9 protein-coding genes and 1 pseudogene are annotated in these 13,552 nt (G+C 71.5%); 2 read left to right on the top strand and 8 right to left on the bottom strand.

The window, feature by feature from the left end; all coding sequences use genetic code 11:
- Position 1 precedes the first annotated feature (1 nt).
- From CA983_RS00180 to solA (CA983_RS00160), 5 genes and pseudogenes are all read right to left on the bottom strand, one after another.
- Complete coding sequence (locus tag CA983_RS00180; protein WP_086598794.1) at positions 2-1,141, bottom strand: ABC transporter ATP-binding protein; 1,140 nt, start codon at positions 1,139-1,141, stop codon at positions 2-4.
- Positions 1,134-2,237 carry an ABC transporter substrate-binding protein gene (locus CA983_RS00175; RefSeq protein WP_086598793.1) on the bottom strand — a complete coding sequence of 368 codons (1,104 nt, stop codon included), beginning with the start codon at positions 2,235-2,237 and terminating at the stop codon, positions 1,134-1,136. Before CA983_RS00175 ends, CA983_RS00180 begins: the two co-directional genes overlap by 8 nt.
- An 85-nt stretch (positions 2,238-2,322) precedes the next feature.
- Positions 2,323-3,294, bottom strand: coding sequence for a succinylglutamate desuccinylase/aspartoacylase family protein (locus CA983_RS00170; RefSeq protein WP_086598792.1), 972 nt, complete (start codon positions 3,292-3,294; stop codon positions 2,323-2,325).
- A gap of 12 nt (positions 3,295-3,306) precedes the next feature.
- A pseudogene (gene solA, locus CA983_RS00165) lies at positions 3,307-4,446 on the bottom strand (N-methyl-L-tryptophan oxidase); the annotation flags it as partial.
- Between the two features lie 75 nt (positions 4,447-4,521).
- The gene (gene solA / locus CA983_RS00160) at positions 4,522-5,829 is read right to left on the bottom strand and encodes an N-methyl-L-tryptophan oxidase (protein ID WP_341866623.1); all 1,308 of its coding nucleotides are present in this window, start codon (positions 5,827-5,829) and stop codon (positions 4,522-4,524) included.
- Between the two features lie 109 nt (positions 5,830-5,938).
- On the opposite strand from solA (CA983_RS00160), the gene CA983_RS00155 reads away from it, so the two are divergent.
- The gene (locus CA983_RS00155) at positions 5,939-6,685 is read left to right on the top strand and encodes an IclR family transcriptional regulator (RefSeq protein WP_086598789.1); all 747 of its coding nucleotides are present in this window, start codon (positions 5,939-5,941) and stop codon (positions 6,683-6,685) included.
- Between the two features lie 301 nt (positions 6,686-6,986).
- Positions 6,987-7,733 carry an IclR family transcriptional regulator gene (locus CA983_RS00150; protein ID WP_086598788.1) on the top strand — a complete coding sequence of 249 codons (747 nt, stop codon included), beginning with the start codon at positions 6,987-6,989 and terminating at the stop codon, positions 7,731-7,733.
- A 187-nt stretch (positions 7,734-7,920) separates the two neighbouring features.
- Here CA983_RS00150 and CA983_RS00145 read toward each other — a convergent pair whose 3' ends face one another.
- From CA983_RS00145 to CA983_RS00135, 3 genes are read right to left on the bottom strand one after another with little or no spacing between them, the layout of a single operon-like run.
- Entirely contained in the window at positions 7,921-9,360 is a 1,440-nt protein-coding gene (locus tag CA983_RS00145) for an NAD-dependent succinate-semialdehyde dehydrogenase (protein ID WP_086598787.1), read from the bottom strand.
- Complete coding sequence (locus CA983_RS00140; protein WP_086598786.1) at positions 9,357-12,233, bottom strand: FAD-binding and (Fe-S)-binding domain-containing protein; 2,877 nt, start codon at positions 12,231-12,233, stop codon at positions 9,357-9,359. The genes CA983_RS00145 and CA983_RS00140 overlap by 4 nt, the downstream gene beginning before the upstream one ends.
- Positions 12,230-13,498, bottom strand: a complete 1,269-nt coding sequence (locus CA983_RS00135) for an aspartate aminotransferase family protein (RefSeq protein ID WP_086598785.1) — start codon at positions 13,496-13,498, stop codon at positions 12,230-12,232. Before CA983_RS00135 ends, CA983_RS00140 begins: the two co-directional genes overlap by 4 nt.
- Positions 13,499-13,552 lie beyond the last annotated feature (54 nt).

The raw sequence follows: 13,552 nt of genomic DNA, 5'->3' as shown, positions 1-13,552 counted from the left end.
CTCACCCGCCCTGTTCGGTGGGGAAGAGGTTGACGTCCTCCGGGTCGACGGTGATGCCGACCCGCTCGCCGGTGACGGGGCCGCGGCCGGCCGGTACCTCCAGGCGCAGCAGTGGCGCGTCACCGCCGTCGATGCGCACGCCCGCGCGGACCAGGGTGCCGACGTACGTGGCGATCTCGACCGTGCCGGTACAGAAACCGTCGTCCGGGGCGCAGGCCCGCAGCCGGCCCGGCTGGACGGCGACCTTGACCGGGGTGCCGGAGGCCAGGTCGTGGCGCCGTGCCTTCAGCAGGCCGCCGGACTGGTCCAGGCGCACCACGGTGTGCGCGTCGGTGTTCTGCAGAACCCGGCCGGGCAGGAAGTTGGCCGCGCCGAGGAAGTCCGCGACGAAGGGAGTCCTGGGGCGTTCGAAGAGTTCCCTGGGCGTGTCGAACTGCTCGATCAGGCCGTTGCGCATCACCGCGATGCGGTCCGACAGGACCAGTGCTTCTTCCTGGTCGTGGGTCACGTAGATGACGGTCAAGCCGAGTTCCTGCTGGATCGTCTTGATCTCGATCTGGAGCTGGTCGCGGAGCTTTTTGTCCAGGGCGCCGAGCGGCTCGTCCATGAGGATGACCGGCGGGCGGTAGACCAGCGCGCGGCACAGGGCGACGCGCTGCTGCTGTCCGCCGGACAGTTCCCGGGGGCGACGACTGCCGAAGCCGGACAGGCCGGCGATCTCCAGGGTCTCCCCCACCCGGCGGCGGATCTCGTCCTTCGGCACCCCGCGCAGCGTGAGCGGGAAGGCGACGTTCTCACTGACCGTCATGTGCGGGAACAGCAGGTACTGCTGGAACACGAACCCGAGGTTGCGCTTCTGCGGGGCGAGCTTCGTGACGTCGCGGTCCCCGACGGTGATGGTGCCGGAGTCCGGTTCGCAGAAACCGGCGATCATCATCAGGGTCGTGGTCTTGCCTGACCCGGAGGCGCCGAGGAAGGTGACGAACTCCCCGGCCGCGATCTCCATGGACGCCTCGTCGACCGCGACGACGTCCCCGTACGTCTTGCGCAAGGCCACTACCGACAGCGCTTTGCCGGTCGCGGTGGGCTGCTTGACACCGGCCACCTCGACGGACGGTGTGACTACTCCGAATTCAGCCACGAGCCCACTCCAGCCAGCGCTTGGTGACGGTGGCTTCGTTCTTGATCCACCAGTCGAGGTTCGCGTCGAAGCCCTTGTCGTAGTACTGCGGCGCACCGGCGAGCGCGTTGCGCTCCTCCTTGGTGAGCTTCTCGTAGGCCACCGGGGAAGACGGGTTCGACGGGAAGGCCTTGGCCAGGGCGGCCTGGACCTCGGGACGCAGCGCGAAGTCCATGAGCTGGTAGGCGGCGTCCACGTGGGCCGCGCCCTTGGCGATGGCGTAGCCCTGGAACTGGCGGCGCATGCCGTTGAGCTGCCGCGCGACAGGGACGCCCTGCTTCTGCAGATCGGCGATCCGGCCGTCCCAGACGGTGGACATCGTGACCTCCTGGCGGCTGAGGAGCACACCGGGGAGCGGGCCGCTGTCCCAGAACTTCTTGATGTCGCCCCGCAGCCGGGTCAGCACCTTGAAAGCGCGGTCCACATCGAGCGGGTACAGCTTGTCCATCGGGACGCCGTCGGCCAGCAGCGCGAATTCAAGCTCGGGCAGGTCGGCGTCCGGGTTGCACATCGAGCGGCTGCCCTGGAATGCCTTGGTGTCCCAGAAGTCCGCCCACGACTCGGGCTTCTTGCCTCCGAAGGCGTCGGTGCGGTACGCGATACACGCGCCGTAGAAGCCGTTGGCGACGGCATGGTCGGTGATCTGGTTCGCAGGGATCTTGGCGGCCTTCAGGCTCTTGATCCGGTCGGTGTCGAGCCGCTCCAGTGCGTCCTGGGCCACGAACTTGGTGTGGTCCATCATCGAGTTGTTGATCAGGTCGAACTGGGGGCGGCCCTGCTTGATCTGGGCCAGCATCTGGGTGCCCTGGAGGTTCACGACCTGGACATTGATGCCGGTCTCCTGGGTGAACGGCGTGTAGATCGCCTTCTGGAGGGCCGCGCCGAAGGAACCGCCGCTGTCGCGGACGACCACCGACTTGCCGCCGCCCTTGGCGCTGCCGGACGAGGCCCGGCTGGTGCCGGTGCCGCAGGCGGCGAGGGAGGGCACGGCGGCGAGGGCGGCGAGGCCGCCTGCTCCGCGCAGGAGCGCTCTGCGACCGATCATGGGATCACTCATGACAAATCTCCTGAAATTAGCGCGTGGGGACCAGCTGTTCGGGGTGCGTGGTGGTTCGGGGGGGCGGGTCTGTGGGTGATGCCGGTCAGTCGTGCGGCACCGCGATGGCGGCGAGCTCGGCGCCGGGGGCGACGGTGAGCCCGTTCATGCCGTAGAGGATCTGTCCGGTGGCGGTGGCGGTGACCTTGCGCTCGCTGCCGTCCGCCGGGTCGATGACGCGGCCGATGGACTGCCCCTCGGTCACCTCGTCGCCGGTGGCCGCGTCCGGGTACCAGAGGCCGGTGGCCGGGGAGACAACGGAGCCGGTCCAGACCCAGTCGCGCGGCGGGACGGTCACCGGGGCGACGTGCTGGGGCGCCTCGATGACGCCGAGGTGGTGCAGGAGCCGGTGGAGGCCGTCCAGCAGGGTCCTCGCCTGGGCGGGGTCCCGGTCGCCGAGCTGGCCGGTCTCGATGAGGATGGCGGGGATGCCCTGCCGTGCGGCCGCGGCGTGGCTGTTTCCGCCCTGGGCGTTGCGGCCGAACAGTACACGCTCGTAGCCGACGGCGTGAGCCATGCCCCGCGTCTTCGCGTCCAGCTCGTCGTCCGAGGTCAGACGGTAGCCGACGAAGTCGAGCAGGGTCTCGTCGATGCCGCCGCTGTGCAGGTCGGCGTAGGCGTCGGCGCCTGAGACGACGTTCTCGAAGAGCCAGGCGGCCAGCCGCTCGGTGGGGCCTCCGTCCTTGTCGCCGGGGAAGACGCGGTTGATGTTGACGTCGTCCAGCGGGGACTTGCCGAGGCGGCCGTCGTAGACGGCGGGCGGGTTGGCGACGGGGCAGATGACCACCTGGCCGGCGACCTCTTCCGGCTCCAGCAGTCCGCCGAGTCGTGCGGCTGCGTCGGTGCCGACGAACTCGCCGCCGTGGACGCCGCCGGTGATGACGACCCGGGGCCCGGGGCGGGAGCCGTTGACGAGGACGAGGGGGATCTCGACGGTCGTGATGCCGAGGTCCACGGGGATCGTGCCCCGGGTCTTGCGGCCCGGTTGGGCCTGGAGCGGCCCGATGGTCAGTGTCATGTCGTTCCTCGTTCAGGCCGCGGTGCGGCCGAGCGTGCTGATGAAGTCGATCGGCTGGGTGGTGCGGCCTTCCAGGGCGAGGTCCGCGGCGATGTCGCCCATGGCGGGCGAGAGTTTGAAGCCCTGGCCGGAGAAGCCGGCCAGCAGGATGATGTCGTCGGAGCCCGGCAGGGGGCCGACCAGCGGGCGGGTGCTGTCGGTGTAGCCCTCCATGAAGACGCCGAGCCGTACCGGGTCGGGGTTCAGACCGGGCAGGTGGCGCCGCACGATCTCGCTGAACATCTCCAGTTCCTCCGGCGCGACGGTCCTCTCCAGCCGGTTCGGGTCGTCCACGGGCCGGTGGTGGGCCTGGGACACGCCGAGCTTGACGGAGAGGCCGTCCGGGGACGGGATCCCGTAGAAGGGGACGGCACCGCCCCTGCGGATGAAGGCGGGGCGCTCCTCGCCGGCCTGGTGGTCCTCGTCGGGCAGGAACCAGGCGCTGACCGCACGGTAGACACCCACTTCCCACGGCAGGTCCGGTAGCAGGTCGCCCACCCACGGCCCGGGGGTGACCACCGCGGCGTCGAACCGCTCCGTGCCGGAGTCCGTACGGACCTCGACTCCTCCCCCGGCGACGGGGCTGACCTCCCTCACGGGGGTGTAGCGGCGGATCCGCGCGCCCAGTTCCTCGGCCCGGCGGGCCGCGGTCTGGACCGTCAGCTCCGGGCGGACGAAACCCGCGCGCCGGTCGAGGACCGCCAGGTCGCCGTGGTCGAGGCGGAACTGGGGGAAACGTTTCGCCACCGCCTCGGCGTCGATGACCTCGTGGTCCAGGCCGTGCTCGGCGACGATGCCCATGACGGTACGCATCTCGGAGTCGTCGGCCGGCCCCATGAACAGGCAACCCGTGAGCCTGCGCAGCTCCCGGCCGGTCTCCGCCTGAAGCTGCTTCCAGAGCGCGTCGGCGTGCCGCACGAGCGGCACGTACCGGCCGTCGTCGGTCTGCACGCTGCGGAAGACCCGGGTCTCACCGCCGGCGGCGCTGCGGTCGTGGCCGGGGGCGAAGCGGTCGTAGGCGACGACCTCGGCTCCGCGGGCCGCGAGCCGCCAAGCGGCCTGGCTGCCGACCGTGCCGGTGCCGACGACCGCGACGCGTTTCCTCGCCATGTGGTTCTCCTTGCCGGATGTGACGGTGTGCCGGGTGTGCCGGTGTGCCGGGTGTGCCGGATGGTGGTCGGGGCCCGTTCAGGCCGTGGTGCGGCCGACGGTCGACAGGAAGTCGATGGGCTGGGAGGACGTGCCGTCCAGCGCCAGGTCGGCGGCGATGTCACCGAAGGCCGGCGAGAGTTTGAAGCCGTGGCCGGAGAAGCCCGCGAGCAGTACGACGTTCTCGGCGCCGGGCAGCGGGCCGATCAGCGGACGGCTGCTCTCGGTGTAGCCCTCCATGTAGACGGCCAGGCGGGTCGGGTCCGGGTGCAGGTCCGGCAGGTGGCGGCGGACGAGCTCGGTGAAGATCTCCAGTTCCTCCGGCCGGACGGTGCGGTCGAGCGCGTTGGGGTCACCGGCCGGAGCATGCAGGTCGCGCGAGAGACCGATCTTGACGGAGACGCCGTCCGGGGAGGGCAGTCCGTAGCAGTGCGTAGGGGTCGTGCGGATGAACGCGGGGCGCTCCTCACCGAACCAGGCGTCGGTGGTGGGGACGTACCAGGCGCTGATCAGCCGGCGGATGTCCACCTCCCACGGCAGGTCGGGAAGCAGGTCGTTCACCCAGGGGCCGACGGTGACGACGACCGCGTCGAAGCGCTCGCTGCCGGAGTCGGTGCGCACCTCCACCCCGCCGCCGGCCGGGGTGATCTCGCGGACCGGCGTGTAGCGCTCGATGCGGGCACCCAGCTGCTCGGCGCGGCGGGCCGCGGTCTGGACGGTCAGCTCGGGCCGGATGAAGCCGGCCCGGCGGTCGAGCACGGCCGCGTCGCCGTCCTCCAGCCGGTACTGCGGGAAGCGCTTGGCCACGGCCTCGGCGTCGAGCACCTCGTGGTCGAGGCCGTGCTCGGCGATGGACTCCAGGACCGTGGCCATCTGCTGGTGCTCGGTGGATCCCATCAGCAGGCATCCGGTCAGGCGGCGCAGCTCGCGGCCGGTCTCCTGCTGGAGCTGCTCCCACAGGGTGTCGGCGTGCTTGAGGAGCGGGACGTACCGGGAGTCCTCGAAGTGCGCGCTGCGGAAGATGCGGGTCTCGCCGCCGGCGGCGCTGCGGTCGTGGCCGGGGGCGAAGCGGTCGTAGGCGACGACCTCCGCGCCACGGGCCGCGAGGCGCCAGGCGGCCTGGCTGCCCATGGTTCCCACGCCGACGACGGCGACTCGCTTCCTGGCAGCTGACACGGGGCTTTCCTTTCGTTTCGCCGGGGCGCATGCTGAGCCCCTGCGTGAGGCTGTTCGATTCGAGGCGGTTTGGGCGGAGGGGGCGGGTCCTTCGGGGGACCTCGGCTCACGAACGCCCTGTCTCGGAGTTCCGGCTGCGTCCTCGGGATCTTCCGGCGAGCCGTGCCACATTGTGGAATGCTGTGCTAGTATCTGGCACAGAGAATGACAGTGGCTCCCAGGGGAGTCAAGAGGTGTCCACAAGAGATTCTGAGGATTAACAGGGGGAAACCGGATGGAAATGAAGAGCGTCACCAGGTCGCTGCGCATCCTGGAGGCGGTCGCCCAGCATCAGCCGGTCACCGTGGGGGAACTGACGAAGCTCTTCGGCCTTCCGAAGTCGACCGTGCAGCGCACCCTGGTCACGCTGGCCGAGGCGGGCTGGCTGCGGGCCAACCGCAAGGACACCACCCGCTGGGAGATCGGCGCCCGCGTCCTGGCCGTACGGCCCGCCGCCCTTCAGGGGTCCAGCCTGTTCGCGGCCGCACGCGAGCCCATGGTCCGCCTGAGGGACGCGGTGAACGAGACGATCCACCTGTCGGTGCCGGACGCGTTGCAGTGCATGGTCGTGGTGGACCGCGTGGACTGCAGTCACGCCGTACGGACGTTCCACACCGTCGGCGACACCTCACCCCTGCACGCCACCGCGACCGGGCGCGCCGTTCTGGCGCATCTGCCGAAGCAGGACGTCGAGGAGTTCATCGCGCAGGGGCTGGAGCGCTACAGCGACGCGACGCCCACCGACCCGGACGAACTGCGTGCCGAGCTGGACCGGATCCGCACCGACGGATACGCGGTCAACCGCAACCAGTTCCGGCCGGACGTCTGCGCGATCGCCGCACCCATCCTCGACGAGGAGGGCACACCGCTGGCCACCGTGGCCATCTCCATGCCCGACTCGCGCTACGACGCGGACCGGCTGCCCGAGTGGGGCCGCCTGGTCGCCGACGCGGCGGCGGAGATCACGGGGCGCCGCCAGGGCGCCTGAACGAGCACCGGCAAAGGGCCGGCCCCCACGCACCGGCGTGGGGGCCGGCCCCTTTCCCACGTCGGGCAACAGCCACCACCCTGCGCCCGGCCCGGGGGAAGGCCGGGCGCAGGGGGCTGCCTCGCGGGCGGCAGGCGCAGTCAGGGCGCTACCACCGTCCATCACCGCGAGGTACTGGGATCCCGCAATCGTGCCGTATCGTGGCACGCTATGCTAGAATCCGGCACGATCATCCCCGCGACTCCGGGAGGGAGTCAAGAGGTGAGACCGGCGAACGAGAACTGACGGGGCCCCGATGGAAATGAAGAGCGTGACCAGGTCGCTGCGCATCCTGGAGGCGGTCGCGCACCACCAGCCCGTGACGGTGGGCGAGTTGACGAAGCTCTTCGGCCTGCCCAAGTCGACGGTGCAGCGCACATTGGTCAGCCTGAACGAAGCGGGATGGCTGCGGGCGAACCGCCAGGACACCACCCGCTGGGAGATCGGCGCCCGGGTGCTCGCCGTGCGTCCGGCGGCTCTTCAGGGCTCCAGCCTGTTCGCGGCGGCGAGGGAGCCCATGATCCGGCTGCGGGACGCGCTGAACGAGACGATCCACCTGTCGGTGCCTGACGCGTTGCAGTGCATGGTGGTAGTCGACCGGGTGGACTGCGCTCACGCGGTGCGGACGTACTACGCGATCGGCGACACCTCTCCCCTGCACGCCACGGCCACCGGGCGCGCGATCCTGGCCCACCTGCCGCCCGCCGACGTGGACGAACTGGTCGCGCACAGGCTGGAGCGCTACAGCGACGCGACGACGGTCGACCCGGCCGAGCTGCGCGCCGAGCTGAAGCGGGTGCGCACGGACGGCTACGCCGTCAACCGCAACCAGTACCGCCCCGATGTCTGCGCGATCGCCGCACCCGTCCTGGACGAGGACGGCACACCGCTCGCCTCGGTGGCCGTCTCCATGCCGGACTCCCGCTACGACGCGGACCGGCTCCCCGAGTGGGGCCGCCTGGTCGCCGACACGGCGTCCGGCATCAGCGACCGCCGACTGGGTGCGTGAGAGCCCGGCACAGCGGATCACCGTGCACGCGCCCTCGCACCGGGCGTGTCGGCCGTAAGCCCCGTGCCCGGCCGGGGGGAGAGGGAGGCCGGGCACGGGGCGACCCGCGTGCGCCCCGGGGGGTGGGCCGCACGCGGGGGCTGCCCGCGCGGTGCGCGACGGGGTGTGTGTCAGGGCGAGAACACGGTCATCGCACGGGCACCGCGACGTACTGGTACTCCAGGAACTCGTCGATCCCGACCCGGCCGCCCTCGCGGCCGAGGCCGGACTGCTTGACCCCGCCGAACGGCGCGGCCGGGTTGGAGACGAGGCCGGTGTTCAGGCCGACCATGCCCACCTCCAGACCCTCGCTGACGCGCAGCCCTCGGTCCAGACCCTGGGTGAAGACGTAACCGACCAGACCCCAGGGCGTGTCGTTGGCGCGGCGCAGGACCTCGTCCTCGTCGTCGAAGGTGAGGATCGCCGCGACGGGACCGAAGATCTCCGTGTCCATCAGGCGGCTCTCGGGGGAGACATCCGTGAGCACGGTCGGCGGGTAGAAACAGCCCGGCCCTTCGGGCGTACGGCCGCCCACGAGGACCCGGGCGCCGCGCTCCACCGCATCGGCGACGAGTTCCTCGACCTTGCCGCGTCCGGTCCTGTCGATCAGCGGGCCGACATCGACTCCGTCGCGGGTACCGGGGCCCACGACGAGCGCACCCATGCGCTCGGCGAGCCGCCGGCCGAACTCCTCCGCGACCGACCGGTGCACGAAGAAGCGGTTGGCGGCGGTGCACGCCTCGCCCATGTTGCGCATCTTGGCGACCATCGCGCCGTCCACGGCCACGTCCAGGTCGGCGTCGTCGAAGACGATGAACGGCGCGTTGCCGCCCAGCTCCATCGACGTCCGTACGACGGTGTCGGCGCACTGGGCGAGCAGGATGCGGCCGACGCCCGTGGAGCCGGTGAAGGACAGCTTGCGGATCCGGCCGCCGCGCAGCAGCGGTTCGCAGACCTCGCCGGCGCGGGAGGTGGTGACGACGTTCAGCACACCGTCCGGCAGCCCGGCCTCCTTGAGGATCCCGGCCAGGGCGAGACTGGACAGCGGGGTCTGCGGGGCCGGCTTGAGGATCATCGTGCAGCCCGCCGCGATGGCCGGGCCGATCTTGCGGGTGCCCATGGCCAGCGGGAAGTTCCACGGCGTGATCAGCAGGCAGGGGCCGACCGGGCGGCGGGAGAGCAGCATGCGGTTGCGTCCGTCGGGCAGCGTGCCGCAGCCGCCGTCGATGCGGACGGCTTCCTCGGAGAACCAGCGGAAGAACTCGGCGGCGTACGCCACCTCTCCCCTGGCCTCGGCGAGCGGCTTGCCCATCTCGGACGTCATCAGGTGGGCGAGCTCGTCCGTGCGCTCGAGGATGAGCTCGTAGGCGCGGCGCAGGATCTCGCTGCGGGCCCGGGGCGCGGTACGTGCCCACTCGGCCTGGGCCTGAACGGCCGCTTCCTCCGCGAGCTTGGCGTCCTTCGGACCGGCGTCGGCGACGTGACAGAGGATCTCGCCGGTCGCGGGGTCGTCGACGGGCATGGTGGCGCCGTCCGCGGCGTCCACCCAGGCACCGCCGATGAACAACTGGGTCAGTACCTCGGTCATGATGTCTCTCCTGTGTGATCGGCGGCGGGGTCGAGGAGTTCCGCGAGGTGCAGGGCGCGGATGTCCCGTTCACCGGCGAGGTGGTCGATCTGGGTGGCGCAGCTGAAGCCGTCGGCCACGACGGTGCGTCCGTCGAGGTTGTCGATGCGGGGTTTGAGGGCGAGATCGGCGACGGCCATGGAGGTGTCGTAGTGCTCTGCCTCGAAGCCGAAGTTCCCGGCGAGTCCGCAGCAGCCCTCGGCCTCGTCGACGCTGCGTACGCCGAGCCGGCGCAGGAGGTCGGCGGGGCGGCTGCTCTTGAAGGTGGCGTACTCGTGGCAGTGGGTCTGGAGCACGACGCTCTCGGGCAGCGGCGGCGGGCTCCAGTCCTGGTCGGCGAGGTCGGCCAGGGCCCCGGTGAAGGTCTGGACGCGGCTCGCTACGCGCTGGGCGGCCTCGGTGCCGAGCAGTTCGGGGACGTCACGCTTCAACGCGGCTGCACAGCTCGGCTCGGCGACGATGATCGGCCTGTCGTCACCGTCGTCGAGCGCGGCGACCGTGCGGGCCATGATCTTGCGGGCGACGTTCAGCTGTCCGGTGCTGACCCAGGTCAGGCCGCAGCACAGTCCGTCCTTCGGCGCGCAGGAGACACCGGCGTCGGCGAGCACACGGCTCGCGGCTCCCGCGACCTCGGGACGGAAGGCGCGGGTGAAGCTGTCGACGAAGAGCACGGCCTTCGCCGGCTCCGCGGTTCTGGCCGCGCGCAGGGTCTTGCGCAGGGTGCGGCGGGAGGCGAAGGCGGGGATGGTGCGCTTCGTCGTGACGCCGCCGAGGCGGGCGAGCAGCCGCCCGACCGGCCCGCGCAGCAGTGCGTTGATCGGCCGGGCGGCGTATCCGGCCAGGGCGGAGGTCCTGGGCAGCCAGCCGAGTGAGTAGTGGGAACGGGGGCGCAGGCGGCCCTTGTAGTGCTGGTGGAGGAATTCGGCCTTGTACGTGGCCATGTCGACGCCGACCGGGCAGTCATTGGAGCAGGCCTTGCACGACAGGCACAGATCGAGGGCGTCCTTGACCTCGGTCGAGCGCCAGCCGTCGGTGACGGCCTCGCCGCGCACCATCTCCTGGAGCATGCGGGCCCGGCCGCGGGTGGAGTCGTTCTCCTCGCCCGTGGCCCGGTAGCTCGGACACATCACGCCGCCCGTGTCACTGCGGCAACGGCCGACACCGACGCAGCGGCGCACGGCGCCCGCGAAGCCGTCCTCGTCGTGCGGGAAGCCGAACGTCGTCTCCAGCAGCGGGAGTTCACGCAGCGCGAGGTCGGCGTCCAGCGGGGCCGGATCGACGATCACACCGGGGTTGAGCAGCCTCTCGGGGTCGAAGGTCTTCTTGAACGCGGCGAACGCGGCGATCATGCGGTGGCTGTACATGACCTCCAGCAGCTCGCTGCGCGCCCGCCCGTCACCGTGCTCACCCGACAGCGTGCCGCCGTGCCCGACGACCAGCGCGGCCGCCTCGGTCAGGAAGCGGCGCATGACCGTCCGGCCGGCCTCGGTGGCCAGGTCGAAGTCGATGCGTACGTGGACGCATCCCGCGCCGAAGTGCCCGTAGAGCACGCCGGTCAGGTCGTGGGTGGTCAGCAGTTTGCGGAAGTCGCGCAGGTAGGCGGCCAGGTTCTCGGGCGCCACGGCCGCGTCCTCCCAGCCGGGCCAGGACTCCCCGCCGTCCACCAGCCGGGCTGCCAGCCCTGCCCCGTCCTCACGCACCCGCCACAGCGAACGCCGCTCGGCCGGGCTCTCCACGACCCTGCCGCCGGTCATCCGCCCCTGGGCCTTGAGAGCGTCGAGCAGTTCAGCGGCGCGGGCGTTCACCGCAGCCTGGTCGTCGCCTTCGAGTTCGACGTACAGCCAGGCCCGCCCCTCGGGCAGGCCGGTGACCGAGGCCGCACCGCGGCGGGCGCGCATGGTGGCGACGATCGCCTCGTCCATGCCCTCCACCGCGCTGGGCGAGAAGCGCAGGATCTCCGGCACGTCCTCGGCCGCCTGGACCACGTCCTCGTAGCCGAGTGTCAGCAGCGTGGAGGCCTGTGCGGTCGCCACCAGGCGGACCGTCGCGGCGGTGACGACCGCACAGGTGCCCTCGGTGCCCACCAGAGCACGGACCAGGTCGAACCCGTTCTCCGGCAGCAGGTGGTGCAGCTGGAAGCCGGAGACCTGACGCGGGATCCGGCCCAGCTCGGTGCGGATCAGCGCCAGGTTGTCCTCGACCAGCCGCCTGAGGCCGGATTCGAGCCGGGCGACGCGCCGCACGGCCTCCGCGTCGCCCGGCTCTGCGGCCCGCAGCCCGGAGTGGTCGGCGACGGCCCGCACGCCGTCGGCCGTCACGATCTCCAGGGCCTCGACGTGGCCGCTGGTCCGCCCGTCACGCACCGACCGGTTGCCGCACGCGTCGTTGCCGATCATGCCGCCGAGGGTGCAGCGGCTGTGCGAGGACGGGTCCGGACCGAAGTCGAGCCCGTGCAGGGCGGTCGCGCCACGTAGCGTGTCGAGGACGACACCGGCCTCCACGCGCGCGGTGCGCGCCTCGACGTCGATGTCCAGGATCCGGTTCATGTACCGGGAGAAGTCCAGGACGACTCCGAGGCCGACGGCGTTGCCCGCCATGCTGGTGCCACCACCCCGGGCCGTGACCGGAACACCCGCCTCCCGGCAGGCCCGCAGCACCGCGACCACGTCGTCGGCGGTGCGCGGGAAGGCAACGGCCCGTGGCAGCACACGGTAGTTGGAGGCGTCGTAGGCGTAGGGGCCCGTCGCCCCCGGGCCGGTCTCCACCCGCAGACCGGGCGCGATCTCGGCGATCCGGGCCGTCAGACCCGCCAGGTCGCGGGTGGCGGTGGTCATCGGTCCACCGCTCCCGAGGTGCCGGCCTCGACGGCGTTCGCCCAGGCCTGGAGGCCCTCGTCCACACCCGCCTCGTCGATGACGAGCGCCGGGATCATGCGGACCACCTGGTTCCAGGCGCCGCACAGCAGCAGGAGCAGGCCCTCGTCGATGGCGGCGCGCTGCACTTGAGCGGCGGTCTCGGGGTCGGGGCTGCCGTCCTCGGTGACGAACTCGGTGGCGAGCATGAGTCCGAGGCCGCGGACGTCGCCGATGCCCGGGGTCCGGTCGGCCACCGCCTCCAGGCCGTGGCGCAGCCGCTTGCCCATCGCCTCGGCGTTCTCGACGAGCTTCTCGTCGCGCACGACGTCGAGGGTCGCGCAGGCCGCGGCGCAGGCGACGGCGTTGGCGCCGTACGTGCCGCCCTGCGAGCCGGGCCACGCCTTGGCCATCAGCTCCTCGGAGGCGGCGATACCGGAGAGGGGGAAGCCGCTGGCCAGGCCCTTGGCGGTGACGAGGATGTCCGGGGCGACGCCGAAGTGGTCGTGTCCCCAGAAGCGTCCGGTGCGGCCGACGCCGGTCTGCACCTCGTCGAAGATCAGCAGGAAGCCGTGCCGGTCCGCCCGCTCGCGCAGCCCTTCGATGAAGGCGCGGTTCGCGGGCACGTAGCCGCCCTCGCCGAGCACCGGCTCGACGATGATCGCGGCCGTGTCGGCGGGCGACGAGATCGTCTGGAGGGTGTAGTCGAGCTCCTTGAGGGCGAAGCGGGTGGCGGTCTCCTCGTCCCAGCCGTACCGGAAGGGCGTCGGGAACGGAGTGACGACCACGCCGCTCATCAGCGGGGAGAAACCGGACCGGAAGCGGATGCCGGAGGTCGTCATGGAGGCGGCGGCGACGGTACGGCCGTGGAAGCCGCCGTGACAGACGATGACGTTGGGCCGACCGGTGGCCTGGCGGGCCAGCCGCAGTGCCGCCTCGACGGCCTCGCTGCCCGAGTTGGTGAAGAACAGGCTGTCGAGGCCGGCCGGCAGTACCTCGCCCAGCTTGTCGACGAGCCGGCGCAGCGGCTCGTGCATGACGGTGGTGTACTGGCCGTGGATCAGCGTGCCCACCTGCTCCTGCGCCGCCGCCACGACCTTGGGGTGACAGTGCCCGGTGCTGGTGACGCCGATGCCGGCGGTGAAGTCGAGGTAGCGGCGGCCGTCCTCACCGTAGAGGTGGACGCCTTCGCCCCGAGCCGCCACCACGGGTGTGGCCTGGCGAAGGTGCGGTGACAGTGCGGTCATGGTGTCTCCCGGCCGTACGTCGAGGTGTGGTTGCTTGGCTCAGCTCCGGTAACC

It is taken from the genome of Streptomyces swartbergensis (assembly GCF_002148965.1).
Lineage (GTDB): Bacteria > Actinomycetota > Actinomycetes > Streptomycetales > Streptomycetaceae > Streptomyces > Streptomyces swartbergensis.
This window is presented reverse-complemented; position numbering and strand designations above follow the sequence as displayed.